The organism is Methylobacterium gnaphalii (genome assembly GCF_007992215.1).
Classification (GTDB): Bacteria; Pseudomonadota; Alphaproteobacteria; order Rhizobiales; family Beijerinckiaceae; genus Methylobacterium; species Methylobacterium gnaphalii.
In genome coordinates this window covers 113,736-137,660 of sequence record NZ_BJZV01000015.1, presented here as the reverse complement: position 1 = coordinate 137,660, position 23,925 = coordinate 113,736, and the positions used below count along the sequence as shown (strand labels likewise).

33 protein-coding genes are annotated in these 23,925 nt (G+C 63.1%); 29 read left to right on the top strand and 4 right to left on the bottom strand.

From position 1 onward, the window contains the following. The 4 genes from MGN01_RS14705 to MGN01_RS24650 form a co-directional block, all read left to right on the top strand. Positions 1–654 (top strand): phage tail tube protein (locus tag MGN01_RS14705; protein ID WP_147047559.1); only part of this gene is annotated, 654 nt, incomplete at its 5' end. Positions 655–664: 10 nt separating this feature from the next. Next, on the top strand, positions 665–865 hold the full coding sequence (locus MGN01_RS14700) for a hypothetical protein (protein ID WP_147047557.1): 201 nt from the start codon (positions 665–667) through the stop codon (positions 863–865). After that, positions 862–1,287: a phage-derived protein YdaY family protein gene (locus MGN01_RS14695; protein ID WP_147047555.1), complete on the top strand. Its 426-nt coding sequence runs from the start codon at positions 862–864 to the stop codon at positions 1,285–1,287. The genes MGN01_RS14700 and MGN01_RS14695 overlap by 4 nt, the downstream gene beginning before the upstream one ends. Further along, a complete protein-coding gene (locus MGN01_RS24650; protein ID WP_431310441.1) occupies positions 1,224–1,634 on the top strand; it encodes a phage tail assembly chaperone in 411 nt (136 codons plus the stop codon). Before MGN01_RS14695 ends, MGN01_RS24650 begins: the two co-directional genes overlap by 64 nt. Before the next feature lie 2 nt (positions 1,635–1,636). Here the strand turns inward: MGN01_RS24650 and MGN01_RS14690 are convergent, their stop codons facing one another. Continuing rightward, on the bottom strand, positions 1,637–1,987 hold the full coding sequence (locus tag MGN01_RS14690) for an Arc family DNA-binding protein (RefSeq protein ID WP_147047553.1): 351 nt from the start codon (positions 1,985–1,987) through the stop codon (positions 1,637–1,639). Positions 1,988–2,089: 102 nt separating this feature from the next. On the opposite strand from MGN01_RS14690, the gene MGN01_RS23940 reads away from it, so the two are divergent. The 3 genes from MGN01_RS23940 to MGN01_RS23600 are packed head-to-tail and all read left to right on the top strand — an operon-like array spanning position 2,090 to position 3,238. Then, entirely contained in the window at positions 2,090–2,296 is a 207-nt protein-coding gene (locus MGN01_RS23940) for a hypothetical protein (protein ID WP_174804596.1), read from the top strand. Between the two features lie 49 nt (positions 2,297–2,345). Continuing rightward, positions 2,346–3,035, top strand: coding sequence for a phage antirepressor KilAC domain-containing protein (locus MGN01_RS14680; RefSeq protein WP_170245992.1), 690 nt, complete (start codon positions 2,346–2,348; stop codon positions 3,033–3,035). Positions 3,036–3,067: 32 nt separating this feature from the next. Continuing rightward, on the top strand, positions 3,068–3,238 hold the full coding sequence (locus MGN01_RS23600; protein ID WP_170245991.1) for a hypothetical protein: 171 nt from the start codon (positions 3,068–3,070) through the stop codon (positions 3,236–3,238). A gap of 291 nt (positions 3,239–3,529) precedes the next feature. Here MGN01_RS23600 and MGN01_RS14675 read toward each other — a convergent pair whose 3' ends face one another. Beyond that, the gene (locus tag MGN01_RS14675) at positions 3,530–3,910 is read right to left on the bottom strand and encodes a hypothetical protein (RefSeq protein ID WP_147047549.1); all 381 of its coding nucleotides are present in this window, start codon (positions 3,908–3,910) and stop codon (positions 3,530–3,532) included. Positions 3,911–4,021: 111 nt separating this feature from the next. Here MGN01_RS14675 and MGN01_RS14670 point away from each other — a divergent pair, with 111 nt between their 5' ends. The 22 genes from MGN01_RS14670 to MGN01_RS14565 all read left to right on the top strand — a co-directional run bounded on the left by MGN01_RS14670 (position 4,022) and on the right by MGN01_RS14565 (position 23,029). Next, entirely contained in the window at positions 4,022–7,453 is a 3,432-nt protein-coding gene (locus MGN01_RS14670; RefSeq protein WP_170245989.1) for a phage tail length tape measure family protein, read from the top strand. Continuing rightward, on the top strand, positions 7,450–7,731 hold the full coding sequence (locus MGN01_RS14665; RefSeq protein WP_147047544.1) for a hypothetical protein: 282 nt from the start codon (positions 7,450–7,452) through the stop codon (positions 7,729–7,731). Before MGN01_RS14670 ends, MGN01_RS14665 begins: the two co-directional genes overlap by 4 nt. A 3-nt stretch (positions 7,732–7,734) precedes the next feature. Continuing rightward, complete coding sequence (locus tag MGN01_RS14660; RefSeq protein ID WP_147047542.1) at positions 7,735–8,049, top strand: hypothetical protein; 315 nt, start codon at positions 7,735–7,737, stop codon at positions 8,047–8,049. 11 nt (positions 8,050–8,060) lie between these two features. Beyond that, a complete protein-coding gene (locus MGN01_RS14655) occupies positions 8,061–8,291 on the top strand; it encodes a hypothetical protein (RefSeq protein WP_147047540.1) in 231 nt (76 codons plus the stop codon). After that, positions 8,291–8,659, top strand: a complete 369-nt coding sequence (locus tag MGN01_RS14650) for a phage tail protein (protein ID WP_147047538.1) — start codon at positions 8,291–8,293, stop codon at positions 8,657–8,659. Before MGN01_RS14655 ends, MGN01_RS14650 begins: the two co-directional genes overlap by 1 nt. Further along, positions 8,656–9,444, top strand: coding sequence for a phage minor tail protein L (locus MGN01_RS14645; RefSeq protein ID WP_238258170.1), 789 nt, complete (start codon positions 8,656–8,658; stop codon positions 9,442–9,444). Before MGN01_RS14650 ends, MGN01_RS14645 begins: the two co-directional genes overlap by 4 nt. Further along, a complete protein-coding gene (locus MGN01_RS14640; protein WP_170245987.1) occupies positions 9,422–10,261 on the top strand; it encodes an NlpC/P60 family protein in 840 nt (279 codons plus the stop codon). The genes MGN01_RS14645 and MGN01_RS14640 overlap by 23 nt, the downstream gene beginning before the upstream one ends. Continuing rightward, the gene (locus MGN01_RS14635) at positions 10,233–10,445 is read left to right on the top strand and encodes a hypothetical protein (protein WP_147047534.1); all 213 of its coding nucleotides are present in this window, start codon (positions 10,233–10,235) and stop codon (positions 10,443–10,445) included. Before MGN01_RS14640 ends, MGN01_RS14635 begins: the two co-directional genes overlap by 29 nt. After that, a complete protein-coding gene (locus tag MGN01_RS14630; protein WP_238258168.1) occupies positions 10,442–10,993 on the top strand; it encodes a tail assembly protein in 552 nt (183 codons plus the stop codon). Before MGN01_RS14635 ends, MGN01_RS14630 begins: the two co-directional genes overlap by 4 nt. A gap of 19 nt (positions 10,994–11,012) precedes the next feature. Then, a complete protein-coding gene (gene gpJ / locus MGN01_RS14625) occupies positions 11,013–16,490 on the top strand; it encodes a TipJ family phage tail tip protein (protein WP_147047533.1) in 5,478 nt (1,825 codons plus the stop codon). Further along, positions 16,490–16,930, top strand: coding sequence for a hypothetical protein (locus MGN01_RS14620; RefSeq protein WP_147047531.1), 441 nt, complete (start codon positions 16,490–16,492; stop codon positions 16,928–16,930). The genes gpJ and MGN01_RS14620 overlap by 1 nt, the downstream gene beginning before the upstream one ends. Before the next feature lie 110 nt (positions 16,931–17,040). After that, positions 17,041–17,358, top strand: a complete 318-nt coding sequence (locus MGN01_RS14615; protein ID WP_147047529.1) for a hypothetical protein — start codon at positions 17,041–17,043, stop codon at positions 17,356–17,358. Then, the gene (locus tag MGN01_RS14610; RefSeq protein ID WP_147047527.1) at positions 17,358–17,783 is read left to right on the top strand and encodes a hypothetical protein; all 426 of its coding nucleotides are present in this window, start codon (positions 17,358–17,360) and stop codon (positions 17,781–17,783) included. The genes MGN01_RS14615 and MGN01_RS14610 overlap by 1 nt, the downstream gene beginning before the upstream one ends. 88 nt (positions 17,784–17,871) lie before the next feature. Beyond that, positions 17,872–18,534, top strand: coding sequence for a DUF4376 domain-containing protein (locus tag MGN01_RS14605; RefSeq protein WP_170245986.1), 663 nt, complete (start codon positions 17,872–17,874; stop codon positions 18,532–18,534). A 189-nt stretch (positions 18,535–18,723) separates the two neighbouring features. Then, complete coding sequence (locus tag MGN01_RS14600) at positions 18,724–19,497, top strand: lysozyme family protein (RefSeq protein WP_147047523.1); 774 nt, start codon at positions 18,724–18,726, stop codon at positions 19,495–19,497. A gap of 37 nt (positions 19,498–19,534) precedes the next feature. Continuing rightward, the gene (locus tag MGN01_RS14595; RefSeq protein WP_174804595.1) at positions 19,535–20,077 is read left to right on the top strand and encodes a hypothetical protein; all 543 of its coding nucleotides are present in this window, start codon (positions 19,535–19,537) and stop codon (positions 20,075–20,077) included. 93 nt (positions 20,078–20,170) lie between these two features. Further along, a complete protein-coding gene (locus MGN01_RS14590) occupies positions 20,171–20,587 on the top strand; it encodes a hypothetical protein (protein WP_147047521.1) in 417 nt (138 codons plus the stop codon). Between the two features lie 14 nt (positions 20,588–20,601). Further along, complete coding sequence (locus MGN01_RS14585) at positions 20,602–20,841, top strand: hypothetical protein (RefSeq protein ID WP_147047519.1); 240 nt, start codon at positions 20,602–20,604, stop codon at positions 20,839–20,841. After that, a complete protein-coding gene (locus tag MGN01_RS14580; protein WP_147047517.1) occupies positions 20,841–21,374 on the top strand; it encodes a hypothetical protein in 534 nt (177 codons plus the stop codon). The genes MGN01_RS14585 and MGN01_RS14580 overlap by 1 nt, the downstream gene beginning before the upstream one ends. Beyond that, entirely contained in the window at positions 21,374–21,598 is a 225-nt protein-coding gene (locus MGN01_RS14575; protein WP_147047516.1) for a hypothetical protein, read from the top strand. The genes MGN01_RS14580 and MGN01_RS14575 overlap by 1 nt, the downstream gene beginning before the upstream one ends. Before the next feature lie 494 nt (positions 21,599–22,092). Further along, positions 22,093–22,503 (top strand): cupin domain-containing protein, encoded by a 411-nt coding sequence (locus MGN01_RS14570; RefSeq protein WP_147047514.1) that lies wholly within the window; start codon positions 22,093–22,095, stop codon positions 22,501–22,503. 280 nt (positions 22,504–22,783) lie between these two features. Then, positions 22,784–23,029, top strand: a complete 246-nt coding sequence (locus MGN01_RS14565) for a DUF6894 family protein (protein WP_147047512.1) — start codon at positions 22,784–22,786, stop codon at positions 23,027–23,029. 20 nt (positions 23,030–23,049) lie between these two features. Here the strand turns inward: MGN01_RS14565 and MGN01_RS23595 are convergent, their stop codons facing one another. Beyond that, the gene (locus tag MGN01_RS23595) at positions 23,050–23,421 is read right to left on the bottom strand and encodes a hypothetical protein (RefSeq protein ID WP_170245984.1); all 372 of its coding nucleotides are present in this window, start codon (positions 23,419–23,421) and stop codon (positions 23,050–23,052) included. Positions 23,422–23,709: 288 nt separating this feature from the next. Continuing rightward, positions 23,710–23,904 (bottom strand): hypothetical protein, encoded by a 195-nt coding sequence (locus MGN01_RS14555; protein WP_147047508.1) that lies wholly within the window; start codon positions 23,902–23,904, stop codon positions 23,710–23,712. Positions 23,905–23,925 lie beyond the last annotated feature (21 nt).

Here is a 23,925-nt window from a genome sequence, read left to right as displayed (position 1 = left end):
GACACCATTAAGAACGGCGTGACGGCCAAGAGCTTCACGTTCGAGGAGACGGTCGACCTGGGCGGCGGCAACAAGTCGTTCTCCCGCTTCGACGGCTGCATGGTGTCGATGCTGAGCCTCGCTATCGCGTCACGCGCGGCGATCACGGGCTCTGTCACCCTGATGGGGCAGCAGGAGGAACTGGACGAAGAGATCATCACGGGCGCCACCTATGCGGTGCCCGGCACTACGCCGATCTCGACCGCTTCGGCCAACGTCGCAGCGCTGACGGTGACCGGTGTTGCCACGCCCCCGAAGGTCCGCAGCCTCAACATCGAGATCAATAACAATCTGCGCACCCGGCCTCTGGTTGGGAGCCTGTTCACGGACAGCTTCGGCTACGGCCGCTGCGAGGTCACCGGAACGCTCGAATGCTATTTCGAGACCAATGACCTTTATCAGAAGGTGCTCGATCACGGCTCTGGAGCGCTGTCCTTCACGGTCGGGAACGCCCCGAACAAGAAGTACACCTTCTCGCTGCCCAAGATCATCTTCGGCAACGGCGAGCGCCGGCCGGGCGGCAACAACGACGACGTAATGGTCTCGATCCCGTTCCGCGCTGTCTACGAGGAGACCGCGGCCGCGACCATCGTCCTCACCCGCAACGTCACATAGGGGCCGCACCATGAAGACCGTCCGCATTACCGAGACCTTCGACGGCTACCCGAACGGCAAGGACGAGCGGCGCTTCACCAAGGGCGACGAGCCCGAGGTGTCAGACGCCTTCGCCGATCTCATCATCGGGAAGGGGCTGGCGAAGGAGATCGATCCGAAGCCAGCACCTGCCGCTATTCCCGCTAGCCCGAAGAAGGACGCCGACGCGTGAAGCTCTCCGCCATCCGCAGGAACACCACGGCCGTCGAGCAGGGCCGGTGGATCGAGAACATTCCCGGCATGGGTGATCTTCGCCTCCGGGTGCGTGGGTCCGGCAACAAGGACTGGAATCGCCTGCAGAGCGAGCTGATCGCCAAGGTGCCGCGCGAGAACCGCCTGCGCGGCCTGTCCGAGGACGACGCCTTCGCGATCGACACCGAGTGCCTGCTGGCGAGCATCCTGCTGGAGTGGGACAACCTGAGCGGCGACGGCGTGATCGGCGAGCTCGACCAGCCCGTGCCATACTCGGCCGAGATCGCGCGCCGGCTGCTCGCCGAGCCCGAGTATGTCGTGTTCCGGAACGCGGTCACCTGGGCCGCTGGCGTCGTCTCCTCCGACGCCGAGGCCGACGCGAAGGCCGACGCAAAAAACTAGCAGACGCGCTCGCCTGGGATCTCGAGTGGGGCGAGCGCGCTGGATGGCTTCTGGAACTGGCGGAGGAGGACGGAACGGCGCCGAAGGCGCTCCTGAACCGACCGGATCTGCCCGAGCATCTCGTCTTCGCCCGGGACGCGTTCTGGTCGCTTTCGCCGGATCGTCCGCTCGGCGCCCTTGGTGGATGTGGTCACATCCCCTGGTCGAGCATCGAGCGGTATGCGACCCGGCACGGCATCACAGACCCTGATGCCTTTGAGCGGTTCGAGGCGCTAATTGGAGCTCAGGATCGGGTTTACCTGAAGGACGTGGCGGCGAAAACGAAGGCCACAGAGACCGCGCGTTAGCCTCAAGTCTTTTTATTTGGCGTTTTTTTACTGCGTATCTGTCTGCTGATTTGAACGAAATTTAGGCCGACTGCTTTTTGATAGCGGGTGACAAGATTTGTAACCTGCTTGCTATGCTCATCGGCCATAAACTTGATCTGGTTAACCAAGTCTTCGGTGGTCAAATTTGGACGAGCCAAAAAATCTTCAGTTTGCTTATCGAATGCAGGACCGAAATCCTGAGTGATGGATTTCTGAAGCCGAACGACGATTTCAGCATTCATCGACCGACCGCTTTCAGCGGCCAGATCCGCGATCCGATCCCGCAGCTCCACGGGCATCCTTAGCTTCATCTGAGGGTCGTCGCGCGCCATGGACCGCTTGTGAACCACGGTGGTCTTGACTTCAATAAACCACGGTGGTTTATAAACCACGGTGGTTCATGGAAGAAGGACGATATGGACCAGGGAGCTCAAATGAAGGTGCGGCTGCCGCCCGATCTCAAGGCATTCGTGGTGGGTCAAGCGACCCGAAATTCTTCAACGCAGAACAGTGAAATCGTCCGAGCCATCCGCGAGAGGATGGAGCGGACCAAGCCGGCGACGGGGGAAAGCTTGCAGGCACACCCCGCCGCCGGTCCGAACGAAACCGCCTGCCAGGGCGGTCCCATTCACCACGGTTGAGAAAGAACCGCAGATGACGAACGATACCACACCCGTCCGGTTCGGCGCGATGCCGCTCACGATGTCGTCGCTGGAGATCGCCGAGCGCACCGGCAAACGCCATGACCACGTAATGCGCGACGTCCGCAATATGTTGGTCGAGCTGTATGGCGAAGGGGGTCTCCCCAATTTTGGGGACACCCATCGGAACCCGCAAAACGGCCAAGACTACCCCATCTTCCGTCTACCGCAGCGCGAGTGCCTGATCCTCGTCTCGGGCTACAGCGTGGAACTTCGAGCCCGCATCGTTGATCGCTGGCAGGAGCTGGAGGCCGAGGCGCGCGACCCGCTCCGCGCGCTCGCCGATCCCGCCGCGCTGCGAAGCCTGCTCCTGCAGAACGTCGAAAAGGTCATCGCATTGGAGGCCGAGAACGCGGAGTTGAAGCCAGCCGCGGCAGCGCTCGACCGGATTGCCGAAGCTCACGGCACGTTCTGCCGCTCGACCGCCGCAAAGATGCTCGGCATCCCGCCGCAGACGCTTTGTCGCTGGATGCGTACGAACGGCTGGACGTTCCGCCGTCCGGGAGACAAGGACGACTTGGCGTATCAGTCGAAGATCCAGGCTGGGCTGCTGGAGCACAAGGTGAACACCGGACCGCGCCCCGACGGTACCGAATGGACGTCGACACAAGTGCGGGTGACGCCGAAGGGTCTGACCGTTCTGGCGAAGGCTTTTCCGCCGGCAGCGGTAGCGGCCTGATGGGTCGCCGCAATCCTATCGACCCCGAACGCATGGGTCAGATCGCCGGCAAGGTGGCGGTCGAGATCCTCGATGAGATCGAGGATGCGAAAGTCTCGGAAATCCTGTCTCGTTGGGACGAGCTGAAAGCGCTCATGCCGACAGCTTTCGAGATCGCGCAGGCGGCGCGCGAGGCCCTGCTCAAGAAGGGCTACGGAGCCTGAAACAAAGCGGCCCCGTCTACTTCCACGTGCAAAGGCAGCCGGTCTGCGGTGACCGGGCCTTGGTTATTGAGTTCGGCGGCAATCTTGCCGTTCACCCTGTTGCGTCGGACTAGGGCGACCCCGGCGCCGGTCATGTCTTCGTCGAAGATGTTCACCCGCCGCACGGGGTTGGTCGAAGCGCGAGCCGGTTGGTGCTCGTTGGAGCTGTTACGCAGCCTTCGTGGCGGTGAACGACGGCGACGGCTCCTCGTGGCCGGCACATCTAGCTTAATTCTGCACTGGTAAAGCGCATCACGGGGCACAATTTGCACTGAGTACAGGCAGCATGCTTTCAATTTCTTTTAACTGCGCCAATTTTGCCGATCGTAAATCTTCTTCTGTCGGAGTGATCACGGCATTGGCTTGATCTATATCGACGTAAAATAATTTGGGTCCGACATATCCGCCAAACCTATTCTTCGAATTTACATAACCGCAATATCCGGATGCCTTACCCTTCCTTACATTCGTAAAGTTCGCCGAGGTTGGATCGCTTAGCTGATTAGCAACGTAGGCCATTATTATTCTGCGCTCGCGCTCACTCAAACCATCCGCCGAGTTGTCGGTGAATTGCTGCGCGATAGCAGCGCAGCACGTCGTCAGCGTCACAGACCAGATCAAGATCCATTTCATGACCACCCTCCGCGGTGCGATTGCTTCTCCGTAAAGGTAGGCTGAATGGTCTCCTTGAACACCATCCGTAGCGTCAGAGTCGCCTACGTCAGCGAAGGCGCGGACAAATTTGTGTCCGACGCCAACGCTGCGGCCACGTCGCAGACCAATCTTGGTCAGGCGGCCGATCAAGCGGCTACGGTGACGGAGCAGGCATCACGTCGGCAGCTCTCCGCCGCTTCAGCGTTCAATAAGCTCGAAGCGTCGATCGACCCGGTTGTGAGGGCCCAACAGGCGCTTGAGCGTGGAACGCGGACCGCCGAGAGGGCGCTTTCGCAGGGGGTAATCGGCGCCGACTCCTACGCCAGGGCGCTGAGCCTGCTGGAGGCGCGGTACGCCTCCGTCTCTAGCGCTGCGCAGCGCTCGGCTCAGTCCGTTGCGGCGGCATGGCGGGATCTCGGGTCGCAGGGCTCGCAGACCTTGGCGAATGTGGAGGCCAGCCGTCGACTTGGCTCTCTCGGCACGCCCGTAGCGGCGAATCAAAACCTTGCGAAGGAGGTCAGCCAGGGTGCTCGCGATCAGGCCCTGACGAATATCGGAATTCAGGGCAAAGACTTCATAGAGCAGGTGCTGTCGGGCAGTTCGCCCCTCAGGGCGGGCCTGATGCAGCTTCCGACCGCTGCCACGATAGCCGGGCAAGCTGGCCTTGGCGCGGGAGACGTCGTCACTGGCCTGGGTGAGAAAATCAAAGGGCTCGCCGAGGGCGCCGTCTCCGCTGCGAGCAAGATCCCAGCGATCGGCTATGCCATTGGTGGCGTAACGGCGGCACTCGGCGCCGGTGCGGCGGCGTGGCTCTCCTATCGGTCGGAGCAGGCCGAGGTTGAGAAGCGACTTGAGGGCTTCGGACGCGCCTCGGGTGTGACGATCACCAACATCAACGCGCTCGCCGCGTCGCAATCGGGCGCGAGCGAAATCAGCCGCAGTGACACCCGCGAGGTGGCGTCGATCTATGCCGGTACCGGCCGCGTTGGAAATGGCGCGCTCAGCGAAGCTGTAGGCGCGACGCGCGACCTATCGGCCTTCCTCGGCGCCGACAAGGCTGAGAGCGCGACCGTACTGGCGACAGCACTCGGCGATGTGTCTCGCGGCGCCGGTGATCTCGCTCAGAAATACGGCCTGCTAAATGCGGCAACAGTCGAGAGCGTCCAGCGCCTGGACGCGCAGGGCAGCCGTCTTGAGGCGCAGCGTCGCTTGATCGACGCGATCAGGGAGAGCACCGCCGGCTTGGCGGCCGAGACCACAGGCTGGGGGAAGGCCACCCAATTCCTTGGCGGCATTTGGGATGCGACAGGCGCTGCAATCGACAAAGCCGTCACTGGCGGCACCCTCGACGAGCGCCTCGCCGCGGCAAAGGATCGGCTCACCCAAGCCCGATCCGAGGCCGGCAGCAGCTTTATGGCCGAGTTCGGCTCCGGCTACAGCGTGCAGGAAGAGGAAAAGACGGTCGCCCGCCTGCAAAAGCTCGCGGACGCGAGGGATGCGACGGCGAAGCGGCTGCAGCAGAACCAGCGGTCTGAACAGGTCGGCTCAATCCTCAAATCGTTGCAGCCTGAACTGACCGAGCTGCAGACAATGCAGGATCGCGTAACGCTTCTGCGGAAGGCGATCAGCGATCCGATGGAGTTCGGCCTGTCCGGCAGTCGCCTTGCAGAAACGGAGGGAGCGCTCGGTCGACTGGGCCGAATGGCGCAAACCTTGCGCGAGGATATGGAGAAGTACGGCAGCGCGTCTGTCGCCGCTCTCAATCGGACTGCCGACTTCGAAAGCCGAGTGGTTGGTTTCACCCCGTATGGCCGCTCGGCTGCGGAAATCAACGAACGCTTCGCAAGAGAGGTGCGCGAGAAGAGCCTAGATCCTAACGGACGCACCGCTGAACAGGTACGGGCCGAGTATGGCTCGCGCCTCGGTGACGTCAGCCTAGACTTGCCAGATCGCTACAATCTCGCGCAGCGGCGGGATGCGGATCTGCAGTCCGCGCTCACGCTAGATGGCTTACGGCGCGCTCGCGACGTCGAGCTGAGCAATCTTCAGCGCACGGAATCGCTGTCCCTCACTCCACAGGGCGGCGCCTTCTCGCAGATGTCGTCGCAGGTCCAGTCGCAGATCCTGGAGGCGGCCCGCACCTCAGGCTCCCAGATCTCGGCCGGCATCATCGCGGCCATTGCCAAGGGCGAGTCGAGCGGCAACCTCAACGTCGGGTTCTCCCGCAGCCTCGGCGAAGACGGCCGCGCATCGTCTGCCTATGGCCTTGGCCAGATCACGCGCGGCACGGCCGAGGATGCGATCCGCCGCGGCTTCCTGCCGGCCGGCTACGACCGCACCAATCCCGACACCATGGCTCAGGGCATTGCTGGCGTTCTGCAGATGAAGCTGCAGGATGTCGGCGGCGACCTGACCAAGGCACTGGAGGCCTATCGCGGGTCGAGCGACCCAGCTGTGAACCGGGCCTATGCGGCAACGGCGCTGCGCAACGCTGGGCAGATGGGCGACGCCTCGCAGGCCGGCCTCGTGCGCGACCAAGACGCTCTCACGCGCTCCCAGAGGGATGCGAGCCAGCAGCTCGACAACCTGAACCGAAACTACGGCGTGAACGGTGCGGCCCTGGAGACCATCCAGCAGCGCCAGCAGAAGTACAACGAGCTTCTCGACCGTGGCGTGTCAGCGAGCGATGCAGCCTCGATCGCCTTCGGCGGCCTGATCGACAAGACGGTGTCCCTCGCCCAGCAGGCGAAGCTCGTCCAGTTTGCCCGGGACGATGATTTCGCGCGTCAGCAGCTTGGTCGAGATGCTACTGACCAGCAGGCCTATGCCAGGGCGCGTCAGCTCGTCGGCGATACGATTTCGCCGAACGCTCAGTCCGTCATTAATCGAACCCGCGACACGCTCGATCTGACTGAAGCAAAAAGCATGATCACGAGCGGGGCGAGCAGCTTCGTGACCGAGTTCCGCAGGACCGGCGACGCCGCGGCTGCCTTGTCGAACGCATTCGGTAGCGCCGCCGACAAGCTGCTCAGCAAGGTGATTGACGCGGGCGTCAGCGGCCTATTCAGCAGCGCGACGAGCTCATCCGGATCCAGCTTCTTCGGGAGCCTGTTCAAGGGCTTTGACGTCGGCGGCTATACGGGGCCGGGCGGTCGCCTCGAGCCGGCTGGCATTGTTCACCGAGGCGAGTACGTCATCGACGCGGCGACCGTCTCGCGCCTTGGGGTCGGCACGCTCGACGCGCTCCGGTCAACTCGCCGGGGTTACGCGGATGGCGGACTGGTAGGAGGCCCTCCTCCCAGCATTGTAGCCGCCAATCCCAACAACGGCCCTTCGATCAATGCTCCGATCACCGTGAACATGCAGGGTTCCTCTGGCGATCCAGCGCAGGACCAGGCTCACGTCGAGGCCACGGTGAAGAGCATGCGCGAGGAGATGCGCCGCGTCTTCCACCAGGAGCAGTCGAACTCGCTGCGCCAGAACGGAGCGCTCTGGCAGGCCGGTGTCAGGAGAGCAGCATGAATCGTCGATCCTTCGTCCGGTGGCTCGGCCTCGCGCCGATGGCCGCTGGAGCCGTGCCGCTGTCCGCCCTTGCGGAGGCGGCTGTCGCGCATCCGCCGCCCCTCGCTGTCACAGCCGACATGATCGCCGGGAGCGCCATCACGGCAGGAAGCATCAACGTGATGCAGCTCTCATCGCTCGACGCCAATCTTGGAGAGCGCATCGCGGGCTGTATCACTTCCGCCGATGGCAAGACGTCGATCGACCTCTCCAGCCAGCGCTTCATCTTCGAGGACTGATTTATGTCGAAGCCACCGATCGACCGCACCGCGGAGGATGCCGAAACGTCGGCGGCCGCCATCGCCGCCGCGCAGGACCACCCCATGCCGACGGTCGAGAATGACCCAGGCAGCGTCTTTCGGCCCGGCTCGGGGATTGGGTCGGCTGACGTGCACGAGATCGTGCTGATGTACCTGCTGCACCTCACCAACAGCCCGGTGCAGGTCGCCCCCGGCACGTTGCGCGGCGTCCCGCTGCCTGCCGATCGCGTCGCTCAACTTTCCGAGTCCGCCCAGCGGTTCATGCAGCCGCTTATCCCCCCGCAGAGCTCCCACTGAGAGTGAAAACCATGGCCAGTACAGCAGCAACCACTCCCCCCAAGGTCGTTCTGATTTCGAGCAACGGTATGGGGTCGCCTAACCGCGTCCGGATCAACGGAAATGAGTTCGACGTCGCTGGCGCCAGCCCCATCATTCAAGGTGGCCAGATCGGGGTCTCGCTGACGCTCATCGGCGTGGAGCTGAGCGCCGAGATCGTTCCGCAGGCTCAGCCGGCCATGCCGGGCACGCCAGCCGCCTGATGCCCGGCTATCCCGCCTTTCCGACGCTCGGAATGGGCATATACGGCCCGGTCGCGCCTGGGTCGTCGAAGCCAGCGACGCCGGCCGTGCTGACCGCCAGCTTCGGCGGCAAGTACAGCCAGCGGGCGGGCGATGGCATCAACGCGCTGTCGCGGGACTTCAGCTTCAAGTCCGCCTCGCTGCCTGCTGACCGGATCAAGCTTTTGGAGGCCTTCCTGATAGGGCGCGCGGGCTACAAGCCGTTCATGTTTCTCGTGCCCTACGAGGATAGTCCTCGGCAGTTCATCGCGCCGAGCTGGAGTACGAATTACGACGACCAGCTAAATTCCACGATCACGGCGAAGTTCGAGGAGAATTTCGACCCGTGACCGTCTTCAGCACAAATGGCGTGCCTCGCCAGCGCGTGCGCGGCGCCGCGCCGCCCAACGCTGCGATCCGCCGCGCCGGCCAGAGCCTGACGCCCGGCGATCTCATCCACCTTTACCTGATTGACCTGTCGCCGATCGGCGTGAACCAGCAATACGCCTTCACCCCTGGCACGCCGCGCACCAGCGCGGTCTACTTCCGCGGCGTGCCCTACGCGGCGCGTGACGTGAAGTGCGACGGCTTCGAGATGACCGGTCAGGGCGCCATGCCCCAGCCGACCATCTCGGTGACGAACGTCGGCCGCGTGATGAGCTCGGCGGCGATCCTCTACGACGACCTGGTGGGCGCGCGGCTCGTCCGGACGCGAACCTACCGACAGTTCCTGGATGACGGCGAGACGCCGGATGGCAACGCCGCCTACAGCCAGGACATCTACCTGTTCGACCAGAAGACCGAGCACACCAAGCGGCAGATCTCCTGGACGCTCGCCGCGGCCATGGATCAGGAAGGCGTGATGCTGCCGAAGCGGCTCATCCTGCGAGACGTGTGCCTGAAGAAGTACCGTCGCCCGATCCTGAACGAGACCGGCGGCTTCGTCGGCTACGATTATTCAAAGGTCGAGTGCCCCTATGCTGGCGCCCAGGCCTACGACGCCGACGGCAATCCGACCACGCCCGACAAGGACACGCCAAGCCGGCATGTCGCGACCTGCTGCAAGGCGCGGTTCGGCGCCGCGGCGCAGCTCCCCTTCGGAGGATTTCCCGGTGTCGGACGCGTTCGGGTTTGATCCGGGGCTGAACGCCCGCTGGCGCGGAGCGGTCGACGCGCACAAGGACCATGCTCGCGCGGACTGGCCGGCCGAGGCTGTCGGGCTCGTCGATGCCGAGGGCGGCTACCATCCTTGCGAGAACATCGCAGAGGATCCGACGAGCTTCTTCGAGATCAGGGACCGCGATCTTGCCGCGGTCGATGGCGGCCGCCCGGCGGCGCTCCTGCACTCGCATACGGCCGTCCCGCACCCGGAGTCCGGCGCGACCACGCAGCCGAATGACAGCCCATCGGCCGCCGACATGCAGACGCAGATCGACATGGCGATCCCTTGGGGGATCTCCCTGTGCATCGAGACAGGCGCGACGGATCCCTTCTGGTTTGGCGATCAGGTGCCGCGCCCGCCGCTCTTCGGGCGCTCGTTCCGGCACGGCGTCGACGATTGCTATGCCTTCATCCGGGACTGGCACCGCGAGGTGGCCGGCATCGCCATCCCAGACTTTCCACGCGACGCCGAATGGTGGGAGCCCCGCGAGGACGCGCCGCAGCAGGATCTCTACCGGGACGGCTTCGAGGCGGCCGGCTTCGACCGCGTCCACCGTCCGGACGGACCGCTGCCCGGCGACGTGTTCCTCTGCTCGATCCGCTCGCCGGTGATGAACCACGGCGGCGTCTACCTCGGCGACGGCCTGATCGGTCATCACCTGGTGCATCAGCTCTCGCTGCGCTCACCCGCCACGATCTGGCGCGCGAAGCTCGGCTTCCTCGTGCGCCATCGCGACCTTCCCGACGACTGGAGACCAGACCATGTGCGTGACCACAGCGCTGACCCGTGACCGCATCCAGGCGCTTCCTGAGGAGGACCGCAGCGCCCTGCGCGCCTTTGCTCAGGAGCGGCACGAGAAGGCGCCCTCGGATGGCCCGCGGGCATTCTGGGCATCGATCATCCTCGCCTGCATGTCGGACGACGAGCTGGAGCGCTACTACGCGGCGATGAACTTCGCGGCGCCAGCTTCGTGAGAACCGTCCACCTCTACGGCAGCATGGCCGAGCGGTTCGGCGCCTCGTTCCGGCTCGAGGTGCGCTCGCTGGCTGAGGCCGCGCAGGCGCTCGGCTGCCAGATCCCGGGCTTCCGCAAGGCGATCGAGGACGGTCGCTTCCGCGTGACCTGCGGCCCGACCCGCACTCGCGGGCTGCGGCTCGACGAAAGCCTGATCACGTTCGGGCTGCCGGCCGGCGACATCCACATCGTGCCCGTGGTCCGCGGCGCGAAGAACGGCGGCCTCGGCAAGATCATCGTCGGAACGCTCATCGCGGCGGCAACCTGGTGGGCGGGCGGTCCGGCCTGGGCGATCAGTCTCGGCGCCTCGGTCGCGCTCACCGGCGCCTCGCAGCTCCTGGCGCCCAAGAAGAAGGCCGAGAAGGAGAAGAAGTCCTTCATGTTCGACGGCGCCGACAACACCGCCCAGCAGGGCGGCTGCGTGCCGCTCATCATCGGCACCTGCATGGTGAACCCGGTCACGATCTCGGCCGGCGTCACCTCGTCCGATTCCAACGGCATCGTCTAAGCCCTCAGGCCGGATCCGTATGACCTTCGACGACGACGGCGGCTTCGCCGCGCCCGTTGACGCGCGCCCGATCACGGGTGCCGGCGGCGGCGGTGGTGGCAAGGGCGGCTCGGCTCAGGCCGCGCCCGATACCCTGTTCTCGACCGCAACGGTTCGCCTCGTCGACCTCATCGGCGAGGGCGAGATCGTCGGCGTGCGCGGCGGCCTGAAGGGCGTCTACCTCAACGACGTGCCGGTCCAGAATGCGGACGGCACCTTCAACTTCAAAGGCCTCACCGCCGAGTTCCGGGTCGGCACGCCCGACCAGAGCTACATGGCGGGCTATCCCGACGTGCAGACGCCCCAAAACGTCAGCATCAAGGTGAAGCAGGCCACCCCCGTCAGCACTGCGATCTCGGACACCGACGTCGATCGGGTCCGCGTCACGCTACAGTTCCCGGCGCTGTTCCGGGCGAAGGACGACGGCTCGGTCGTCGCGACGACGGTCCAGTACCGCGTCGAGACGCATTACAGCGGGGGCCCGTGGGTCAATCAGCTCGGCGACAAGTCGCTGACCGGCAAGACCACCTCCGGCTATTTCCGCGACCACGAGTTGACCCTGCCGCGCAACAGCGCCGGCGCTTCGGCACCCTGGCAAATCCGCGTCACCCGCCTGACCGCGGACACGGACGATTTCAACAACAGCCAGACCAAGTACACCTACCAGTCGGACATCATCTTCTACTCGGTGACCTCGATCACCGATGCGAAGTTCGCGTATCCTGACTCGGCCGTGGTCGGCCTCACCGCGCAGGCCTCGTCGTTCGGCTCCAGCGTGCCGAGCCGGACCTACCTCGTCGACGGCATCATCATGCCGGTGCCAGCGAACTACGATCCGGTGGCGCGCACCTACACCGGCATCTGGGACGGCACCTTCAAGCAGGCCTTCTCGAACAACCCGGCCTGGGCGCTGTACCTGATCCTGTCGAACGACCGGTTCGGGCTCGGCGAGTTCGTCGATCTGTCCGCGATCGACAAGTGGTCGCTCTACGAGATTGCCCGCTACTGCGATCAGGATGTGCCGGACGGCAAAGGCGGCACCGAGCCACGCTTCACCTTCAATGGCGTCATCAGCACCCAGCAGGACGCCTTCGAGTTGCTGCAACTCGTCGCGCAGATCTTCCGCGGGCTCGTCTACTGGTCCTCAGGCACGGTCACGGCGACCCAGGACCGTCCGGCCGATCCGATCCTGCTGGTCACCGAAGCTAACGTCATCGACGGGGAGATCTCCTACGCCTCGTCCGGCCGCCGCGCGCGGCACACCGTGGCGATCGTCGCCTGGAACGACCCGGAGAACCTCTACAAGCAGGCCTTCGAGGTGGTGGAGGATGCCGAGGGCGTCGCCCGCTACGGCTACAATCCGACGAAGGTCGACCTGCTGGGCTGCGCCTCTCGCGGCCAGGCGCACCGCGCCGGCCTGTGGACGCTGTTCACCGAGCTGCGCCAGACCCAGGTCGCGACCTACAAGGCCGGACTCGATCACGCGGTTGCGCGGCCCGGCGACATCGTCGCGATCCAGGATCCGCAGATCGCCAACATCGATCTATCGGGCCGCCTGCTCGAAGGATCGAGCGCGAACAGCCTGAGGCTCGACAGGGCAATCACGCTCACGGCCGGCTCACCCTACACCGTCTCGGTCACGCTGCCGGATGGCACGGTCGAGGAGAAGGCCGTCGCGTCCTCGGCGTCGGGCACGCTCAGCGTCCTGCCCCTCGCCGAGGCGCTCTCGCAGACGCCGGACAAGGCGGCGGTGTGGCTCGTGGCCGGCCCGATCGCACCGCAGCTCTTCCGCATCGTCTCGATCCGCGAGGAACAGCCGCACATCTACGCGGTGACGGCGCTCCAGCACGAGCCGGGCAAGTTCGACACGATCGACACCGGCGCCGCCTTCGAGCCGACCGTCTTCAGCGAGTTCCCGACTGTCGTCTTGCCGCCCACGAACCTGTCGGTGCGCGAGAGCCAGTACACCGAGCTCGGACAGCCGCGACAGGCGCTGACGCTCTCGTGGACGCCTGGGCAGGCCTTCAACTCGGTGGCCTACTACGTCACCGCGATCCGGCCTTCTGGCGCGATCCTGAACCTACCGAAAACCGCGTCTCTCTCGGTCGACATCATAGACGTCGATCCCGGGGAATGGACCTTCGTCGTCACGGCGATCGGGCTCGACGGCAAGCCGTCCTTGCCTGCGCAGCTCACCTACACCGTGCTGGGGTGGCAGGCGTCGCCGCCGACCAAGGTCATCAACCTGTCGGTTCAGGGCGGTGGGACGATCTTCGGCGGTCGCTCCTGCGGCATGCGCTGGGACAACCAGATCGATCCGGAGACCTCGCCCTACCGCGTCCAGAACCACGTCTACGTCTACGACATCTCGACGAACGCGCTGCTGCACACCGAACTGCTGCCGGTCGGACAGACGACGTGGACCTACGCCTACGATGTGAACGTCAACGAAGGCGGCCCGCGCCGGCAGTTCCGCGTCGAGGTCAACGCACTCTCACCGGATGGCACCGAAGGGCCGCCGACCTCGGTGGCTGTCTCGAACCCGGCCCCGGCCGCTGTCGTGCCATCACTCGCAGCAACCAGCGAGACGGTGTTCGTGACGCTGCCGGATGTGCAGGACATCGACTTCGCTGGCTTCCTCGTCTGGATCTCGCCGACGAGCGGCTTCACGCCGACCGATGCGAACTCAACCGATATCGGCGCGACCACGCTCCAGACCTTCAAAGGCGCGACCAACACCACCTACTATGTGCGCGTCGCGGCCTACGACGCCTTCTCGAAGGCGGCAGCCGGGCTCAACATCTCGCAGGAATACTCGGTCACCTGCTCGGCCACCGCGTTCGACGTCACAGACCCGGGCATTCCGCAGGGCCTTACACTCGCTAGCAACGTGGTCGACGTCGCGCCCGATGGCACGGTCACCGGCAAGGTGACGCTGACCTGGACGGCGCTGGGCTCATCGAACCTCGGCAAGTACGAGGTTGCCTTCGCGCTCGGCAACAATCCGGCCGACAGCGCCTATGTGGGCGGTTCCTTCACGACCGGCGCCACCATCACGAAGCAGGGCTTGGTGCCCGGCCTGGTCTACTCGGCGAAGGTTCGATCGATCTCGCAGAACGGCTTCGGCATCTCGGGCTGGTCGAGCGTCCTGACCTTCACGGCTGCGGCCAACACCACCGCGCCCGCCCCGGTGTCGAACCTCACGGTCTCGGCGGCAGTCAAGAACGCCTTCGTGTCCTGGACCAACCCAGCGACGGCCGACCTTGCCTATGTCGAGGTCTATGCCGGTGCTACCAACGCCTTCGGAGCTGCCACGAAGATCGCGACGGTCGCCGCGCCGGCCAGCAACTTCATTGATCCGAGCCTGCCGGATGCGGCCGCGCGCTATTATTGGGCGCGATCGTTCAACAGTTCGGGCGTCGGCTCGACCACGACGGTCGGGCCCGTCAGCGCCGTTGCGGCGGCACTCAATGGCTCGCTCATCGCCGCCAATACCGTCGCTGCCGATCGGCTGCTCGCCGGCACCATCACCGCGCGCGAGATCGCGACCAACACGATCACCGCGGATCGCCTGACCGCTGACGTGCTGACGGCCAACAACATCAAGGTGGGCAATGGCAGCCTCGGTACGCTCATCGCAGGAACGAACAGCACAACGATCGACGGCGGTGCCATCTCGGCTAATTCGATCAACGCCAACAAGCTTAGGGTTGGGTCTCGGGGTATTCAGGTAGCCGGGTGCGAGTTCCAGTGGAATAGAAATCCTTCCACCGGAGCTTACACAAACGTTTTGTCGTGGACCGAAGGGTACGTTTTCTACAACGATGATAATAACAATGTTCAGGCGCCTTACATAGCTGCTGGTAGCGTTACCTACGTGGGTCAAATCGTTTACGTTTATTGGAATAAAACAAACCCTGGTGTTTTTTCTGCTAGATCGGACGGTAATTGGGTCGCGATAAATAGTGATCCGAACAACGTAATGATGTGCCTAGGTTATAGTGTGGGGTCGCTTGCTGTCGTGTACGGCGCTAGCATTATTGACGGTACAAAGATAACTGCGCTGTCGATCCAAGCTATAAACATTGCTGCCGCTGCAATAAGCGGCGACAAGATAGCGGCAAATACCATTACGGGAAGCAATATCGTCGGTAACACCATTACCGGCGACAAGTTGCAGGCGAATAGCATCACAGCCAAGCATATCGTACTGACCGATGCATCCAATATGATCACAAACGGTGATTTTGGAGGACCGGGCGGAAACGGCAACGCGGATGGTTGGACTTTTTTGGCCGGAGACGTCGTTATAGACAATCCTGGAACGGGTGATCCGGGGGGTTCCCACCGGCTTCGGTCAGCCTCGCGTGATGCTGCCATTTCTAATTACATCACCTGCACGCCGGGGGACGTGATCTATGTCTCCGCAATGAACTTCAATGTTACTCCATACACCGCAAATATTTATTGGTTAGGAGAAGATACGTCAGGCACTTATGTCACGGGCGGATCGATTGTAGCTAAGGCTCCAAACACCGGATGGGGACGCATGGAGGGCCAGTTTACTGTCCCTAACGGCATTTCTCGATTTAGACTTGATTTGCAAAGTGAACGGTCAGGGACCGGCGATGGAAGCCTTGTGTATTGGGGTAAGATCCAAGCCAGGAGGGCGGCCGGTGCCAGTTTGATCGTCAATGGTTCGATCACGGCTGAAAAACTGACGATTGGTACGAGCACCGGCAACCTGTTGTCGAATTCAGACTTAATGGCAGGCGGTAATAATTGGTATGGTGTCAACGGGACCGTGTCCTGGTCAGGGCCTGGGAGTGTCTACGCGCCGCCCAGTATGTGCTATATTTACAATAATAGTGCGTCTGGGTTGGGTGGTTACTCTTGGCTTAAGTATTACAATCAACGCACTGACGGCAATTGGGATTTTGCTATTCCGGTTTTACCAAACACGCGCTACGAAGCATCAGCTTATTACTCCTCTGGCGGAGGCCCGGGTTACGTACAGCTCGACTTTTATGACGCAAATAACAACGGCATCAGCTCTATTACATCTCCTGATGTCGTTTCAAATACGTCGGGCAGAAGTCTCATCAACTGGGCCAGGGCCGCTGTATTCTTCACCACTCCTCCAAACTGTTGTTCTGTGCAGCTTTCTCTGGTTACCTATCACAACAACCAAGCAAACTCCCAGGATGCTTGGACTGGAATGTATCTCGGTAAGGCACTTCCGAACCAGACCGTGTTTTCAGACTGGGTGACGAACGGAGCAACGGTTATCAATGGAGGTCAGATCAGTGCAGCTTCGATCGCTGCCGACCGTCTGAGTGTCGGATCTCTCTCTGCGATCAGTGCCAATATTGGCTTCTGTACAGCTGGTATCATACAGAGTTCTGACAGCAAGTTCGTTATCAATCTCAATGGTCGTTATCTGGCGATCTACGACTGATGAGCACCTGTCGCGTCTTTGCAGGCATTCACCCATCGCGTGGGGCCGGGTTCTGGGTGGCTAAGCCCGGCTTCGACGCGTACAACAACGACGGCACAAGCCGAGATCAGTTCTACTTCTCGTCGAGCTTTCCGGGCCGCGTACCGATCCGCCTTATCGCCGCAGGACAAGCGACAACTAATCAGGCAATTTACCTGCCGAATAGCTTGGGAAACCTGGGTTACACTCCCGTACTTGTGTACCGCCCCATGACGGGCACTAACACCGAAAGGCAAACCAACTATTACGGTGTAACAAATGACGGCGCCGGAGGTAGCTACAGCGGCACAGAACTGTTCAATCGACTGTACGATGGGAACCCAGCATATTTTGGGGTCTATATTAATGGTAATACTGGCTCAACTGGTGTTCTCATTAAATTCTGGATATTTGCGATCTAATGGCTAAGCGCGTTGTACTAATGCCGAGCTACGTCAGGGTCTCACGACCTGGGTATGATGTAGACTCCGCGCCCCAGCAAGGGTTGCTCTTGGATCTGGGCGCTCGCAACATGCAGATCATCCAGCGCGGCTACAAGACGCCCGACGCCCAGACAGTGCCTCCCGGCCAGGGCTACGCCGTGGGTGAAGCCGACTTCACCTTCTCCATCAACATCCCGGCGCAGCAGAGTACGCCAGACTTTCGTTGCTCGGTCGTGCTCAAGTCAGGGCAGGACCGGGGCTTCGTCACGGAGTCCGGCAAGCCGGGCTACAACATCACCTATACCCCGACACAGATCACCGTTGTTGTCGTGCGAGGCTCAAGCAACCAATTCACCGGTGTCGACGGCTTATCCTACTCTGTGTTTCGCAAAAGGACCACGGGCTGATGTTCCTAGATATGAACGGCCCGGACTTCTTTCGGGTTCAGAGCGGCGGCACGTCGAGAGCTGCGGACCCGCTAGACCCGTCTGTCATTTTCTCTGGCATCTACGAGGATGGTCAAGGCTACTTGTTCGGGTTGGGTGTCGCCAACTCCGCGACCGCAATCACGACTTACACGGTCAACTTCGGCCAGACGTTTAGCCGTGTTCCGCTTGTGTTTCCGGCATTGGTTCTCAGTCAGGCCGTGGTGCAGAACGGCACGAGGTGGTTTGAACCGGGGGAAGTCGTAGCCCCCTGCACCTACTACAGAAATACGGCTTCTGCTCGCGTTGTTGCTTGGGACTTCTCAATGGTCATCAGCAACTCCCAGATCATCGTAACCACGGCCGGGTTCAACGGTACGGCCTACTTCCTCGTGGTGGACGTGTGAGATGCCGACTTTCTACCAGTACGATCCCGAGTTCCGAAACATCACGAGTTCGGCTGCTCCCTCTGACGCAGACGCCTACAGGCTCATTTTGCAGCAGGTTGGCGGCCCGTTCATCGAGACCGATGATCCGCTGCCCAACCATCTGGACCTGTGCGGCGTAGGCAGCGACTACCGGATCGTGGAGATGGCGGACCTGCCCGAGAGCTGCCGCCTGCCTCACCAGACGTTAGACACCGCTACGACGGTGCCGGAGATGCCGGATCTACCCGAGGGCGGTGTGGTGACGCCGGCGCCCGGCACGCCGATCGGTAGCGGCACCACGTACATCGATGTGCGCGCACCGATGCATAAGCGGTGGCAGTTCTCGATCACGGTTTATACGGCCGAGGACGCCAAGAACGAGCTGATCGCCTACGCGGCCAACAAGCGCTGGGAGCTGATGCAACTCGGCGCGGACTGGCGCGGGCACAAGGTCTCGACCGACGACACCTCTCAGGCCCGTATGACGTCGGCGATCGTGGCGACGACGATCATCCCGGATTGGTCGACGATCTGGCAGTTCCCGATTGACGGCACCTCGGCACCGATCACCAAGGCCGAACTGATTGAAATTGCGATGGCGGCGCAGGCCTACGTGAACGCGCTCTTCGTCGCCTTCGAAGGCATCAGGGTGAAGATCCAGGCCGGGGAGATCGCGGCCAACGATCAGGTGGATGCGGCATTCGCCGCGGCGCTGGCGCCGTCTGCATAGCGAGCGTTGGGCCGATTGGTCGCAGCTCTGACGCGGACGTTCCTGCTTTCGTCCACGGATTACGGACATTGCTGGCGCGCAAACGCAGGCCTGTTCCCCAGGTGAGCCCCGTTTGATCCGACGTTCTGTCTGACACTGCACAGTTCGCCTCGATGAGGCCGAGCAATCTTCCAACCTCGGAGATCCACCATGACCGCTTCTGCGGCGAGCGCTCCCGCTCGCGTGCCGATCAACCGGACCCTGTTCTTCGACCGTATCCGCGCATGCGGCGTGTTCGGCCCGACGCTTTCGCAGACCGAGGTGGATGGGCTGAATGGCCTGCTCGACGCCTGGGGCGAGCAAGGCTGGCCGGCAGATCTCCGGTGGGTGGCCTACACCATCGCCACGGCCTGGCACGAAGCGAGGCTCAACGGCGCGATCCGAGAGTACGGGCGCGGCGCCGGTCATGACTACGGCAGGCCGGCCGGCCCCTACGGGCAGGTCTACTATGGCCGCTCGTTCTCGCAGCTCACGTGGCTCGACAACTACCAGAAGTTCTCGAAATTGATCGGGGTCGATCTGGTCAAGGAGCCGGATCTCGCGCTCGACCCGACCACGGGCGCCGCCATCCTGATCATCGGCTCGCGGGACGGCCTGTTCCGTGCCGGCAAGTCGCTCGGCCGGTTCTTCAGCGCCACCGTCGACGATCCGATCGGCGCTCGGGACATCATCAACGGCGACATCACGAAGAACGGCGCGCTCGTCGCCGGCTACCACGCGAAGGTGCTCGGCTGCCTGAAGGCGGCCTATCAGCCTGCGCTCGCCGACATCGCGCCTCCGATCGCGAAGCCCGCACCGAGCGCCGCCGTCATCATCGACAAGATCGACCCGCAGCCATTGCCGACGCCCAAGCCGGCAACGCCCGCGCCTCTCGGCTTCTGGGCGCGCCTTGGCGCTCTGATCCGCCGCACCGACGCGTCCTGATCCTCCCGCCACCTCGCGCACTAGAAAGGTCATCACCATGGACGGCTGGCAGAACATTGCGGGGCAGCTCGCGCAGATTGGGCTCCCCGCGCTCGGAGGGCTCTTCGGCGGCCCGCTCGGCAGCACGATCGGCGGCATCGTTGGCAAGGGCGTAGCGGCGGCCCTCGGCGTCGACCCAACCCCGCAGGCGGTCGCGGCGGCCGTCCAAGCGGACCCGAACGGCTCGGCCGTGAAGCTCGCTGAGATCGAGGCCGAGACCAAGCGGCAGCAGGGCTCGCTCGAAGACATCGCGAACGCTCGCGCCATGGAAAGCGTCGCGATCCAGTCCGGCCACAGCATCGCGTGGGTGCCGGTCGGCTTCTCCGTCCTGAACTACGTCATACTGGCCGTGGTGATCGCGGGTGTTGCCATGGGCTGGCTGCGCGAAGATGGCATCATCGTCGGGTTTGCCCTCGGCGCGGCGACCAGCGCGATGAACTTCTGGCTCGGCAGCTCGGAGAGTTCGAAGCGCAACGCGGACACCGTGCGCCAGGTCGCGTCGTCGCCGAAGGTCATCGTGGCGTCGAGCGTTCACCGCTGATCGGCCGAACCTGCGTGGGTGCCGCGCCTGTCCTCATCACCATCGTGGCCATGATCTCGGCCGTCCTCATCCTCGCAACGGCGGGACAGTAGCGTGCTGATCGACGAGGCCCACGCGCAGGCGGCGGAGGCGGCGAAAGCTGCCTCCCAGGCCGCTGACGTCTACATCAACCAAGGCGTCCTCGGTGCCACCTGCATCATCTTCATCCTGTTGTTCCTCGGGGCCTGCCTCGTAGCCCGCGGGCTCTACAACGACCTCAAGGCCTGTAATGCGACGGCGCTCGCCGATCGCGACAAGCTGATCCTGGCTCAGCAGGCAGCCGCCGTGGCAGCCGAGAAGGGTGTCGCCGCCCTCGAAAGCCTCAAGAACACGCTCGAAACGAGCAAGGATGCCAGCGAGGACCTCACGAGACAGGTCGAGCTCGCGGCGGCCGAAACGCGACACGCCATCGCCAACATCAAGTCGGCCCTCGATGGCATCGCGGGTCGCATGGACCGGGGGCGCCCGTGATCTGGAGGCGCATCATGTCGTGGTTCTTCCCTGACATCGGTGGGCACGCCGAGACCGCCCGGTTTGATGCCGTGCTCGCCCAGAACATCGAGGCGCAGGAGCGCGCCGGGCAAGCCGCCGAGGACGTCACTCAGGCCGCCGACGAGAACCGAGAGCAGGTCGGCGCAACGGTCGCTGCCTTCAAGGAACGAACCGAGCGGCGATTGAAGAGCCGCAACCAGACCCTCGAACAGCTTCTTGCGAGAGACCTGTGATGACGCTGTCCCCCGCGGTGGTGAACTACCCTCGCATCCTGAAGCTGTTCGTGCTGCCCAACGCGCTGTTTGCGGTTGCCGCTTATTTCATGAGCGGCCCGGAGATGATCACCGCCTTCAACGCGGCGCTGGTGGCGCTGGCGTCGGGCGTGGTGATCTCGTTCCTGGTCGACGCGATGCGCACCATCATCAGCCACAAGCCGATGCTGAAGGTGCACTGGCTCGTGCTCGGCATCACGACGCATTGGGCCGGGACAGACGGTCAGCGGGTCTGGTCAATCGCCTGGCGCTGGGTCGGGCAGCCGATGTGGATGACCGATAGCCGGTTCATCGCCTACTGCCTCTTCCTCAGCACGGTCGGTGCGTACTTCCATCTCGCGGCCGGCGAGTCGATCGGCGAGGAGCGTATCCCGCGGGCGAAGTGGGTCCGCTATGGAGCGCTGGCGGCGGCCGGCATCCTCATCGCCCTGGTGCTCGGATTCGTCATCGACCAGTTCACCGAGGCTGGTGTCTTCACGGGGACGTTCGGCTGATGCGATGCTTCATCTTGCTCCTCGCCATTCAGGGTGGCGACAGCTTCCCGATCGTGGCCAACCGCGATCTCATGGCGACCGTGAGCCCACGCGTCGGCGAGAGCTGCCCCAAGGCAAAGTCGTTCATCATCTTCAACGGCTCGACGCCCGGCCGTTGCGTGGTCGAGACCTACACAGAGGTCATGCGCAAGCCCTGCATCGCTGGAGGAAGCCGATCCGACTGAACCGGTCCGCCTCTTGCGAGACGGTTGCCGACGCTCCGAAGGCGTTCTTCCCGATGACTTCAGCCCGCCTGGAATTATCCGCGGCGGGCTATTTTCTGCCAATTGATCCGGCACCATGAGGGTGCCATCTAGTCGACGCGGGCAGTGCTCGTGCCTGATCGCCGCTCGACCTCAGAGCCCGCCCGTTGGCAGACGTGGGCGGGCTTTGTTGTGTTTGGACCGAACCGGGAGCTTGCACCACTATGTCCGTATGCCGGTTGCCCTTGCCGCCGGCACAACCTCCAGCCCGCCCGGTTCGCCGCGGCGGGCATTTTCGTGCAGAGGCCGAGCCGGATTTGGAGTGGATGGGGCTGGGGCGAAGCAGTTGCTGAACTCTAAGCCGAACGGTCGGAGCGTTGGGACGGTAGTAGCTCCGAAGCGTTAGTGCCGGCTAATAGAGCGAATGCCTCAAGGCAGCTAAATGTGGGTCGGCTCCGCGCGAGAGGAGAAGACCCATGTTAAGCAGGCGAATGTTTACAGGTTGCGCGATCTGCGCAGCCGTTGGTTTTGTGGCGCAAGATGTTTCGGCGCAGGCGCCAAGCGGGATAAAGCGGAACGTCACTGCACGAAAGGACGGCCCGATTGAAGGCTATGAGACACTCGAAGTATTCGTCGATATCGAACCGAACTTTGTCATTGATTGGCACACCCATCCAGGCACTGAGGCGGCCTATACGCTGGAGGGAGCCGGCGAGCTGCGAGTTAAGGGAGAGGAGACAAAGGTACTCAAGCCTGGTTTTTCCTGGCTGACCCCGCCGGAAACACCGCATACGCTCAAGAACGGATCTCAGACGACCAAGCTGTTCGTCACCTTCACCGTGCAGAAGGGCAAACCTTTGTCGTCACCGGCTTCAGCGCCGACTTAAGCGCGGCGCGCTAGTCGCTACGCTTCCTCAGCCAACGCAGATGTCTCTCAGCCATGTAGGTATCGACCGGCTTCGTCAGTCCGCCGATAGGTGAGACGCTGCTAGCCATTCAGATCTGCCCCAATAGCCCGGCCAGCACCCGCTGAGCCGAGCTTTTTCGTGCGGAGGCTTCCAGGAACATCCGCACGAACATACTGCTTACCAAGCATCATCGGCATACGATCCTTGGCGCCGATGCCTGAGAGACCAGTGCTCCCGCCGTTGCAACGCGGGAGCTGGCATGCCTCGATACCATTTCAACGTTTTTGACGGCCGCAAGATCTTAGACCCGGCTGGGCAGGATCTGACAGATGCTAATTCCGCTCAGGTTGAAGCAATTATGGTGGCAGGCGAGATTATCAAGGACTATGCCAAGCATATCGCGCTTGGCGAGGACTGGCACATGGAAGTTACAGACGATACAGGGCTGATCCTGTTCCGCCTGGACTTCCAAATCACCGTGTCGCCGGCTGTGACCTCTGCCTAAAGCCGGTGTTGGAAGGCGGTTCAATCCCTCCAAGCCGTCACGATGTAGGCGATGGCCCCGCGCTCTCTCACATCGACGATTGCCGTCTCACTAATGCAGCCAGAGTTCGCGGCCCAGAGCAGCGTGTCCCGCGACACCGTGTGCGTTGCGCCTTCCCAGCTGATGAAGGTGGTTTCCAGCGCGTCCATCACTCGCGAGACGAGATCCGAGATGAGTACCGCGCCAGTCCTGTCGCTGAAGCCAAGCGCCAAGCCGCCGAACTCGCCGCGGTAGCTCTCGAACTCTTTAGGCTTACAGCCGCCGAACTCGAAGGCGATCATGCGATCAGGGTCGAGGTGATCGAGCGCGTCGATCAGGTCGCCGAGCGTCACCTGCCGGGGTGGGTCGCTCATCGATGCCCAATCAGATTGATCAGCGCCAACCCGACCCCGCTCGCGAACGACTCAGCAGCCTTCCGCGCGCTCAGCTCGCTCGGGAAGCCCTCACCGCAGGCCATGACTTGCTCGCGGAACGTGAAGCTCCATCGCCACTGCCCTGGCTCTGTCTCTCTGAAGTTGAACACCGCGCTCCTCCATCGGGACTCAGCCAATGGTCGCGGCGCGTTGCGGTTGCGTGTCGGGCAAGCAGGGCTGGGACGTTGTGCCCGGTATCCACGGAGCTAACAGGGCCGCACTTGCATCCTACGTCTTATCCGCCTTGACCGAAGCTTCGCGCGCGAGCCGTACCGCTCGCAGCTGTTCCGTTTTCTCGTCGCGCGCCTTCAGCGCGGCGTCGACTTCGGCCCAAGCCTGTCTCGCTGCCGCGGATCGACCATCCGCTTTCGCCTTTTTGGTTTCGATCTCGTCCGGGTGCGCCGGCCGCTGACCTCGTCGCAAGGGAAGCCCTCCTGCGTTTGC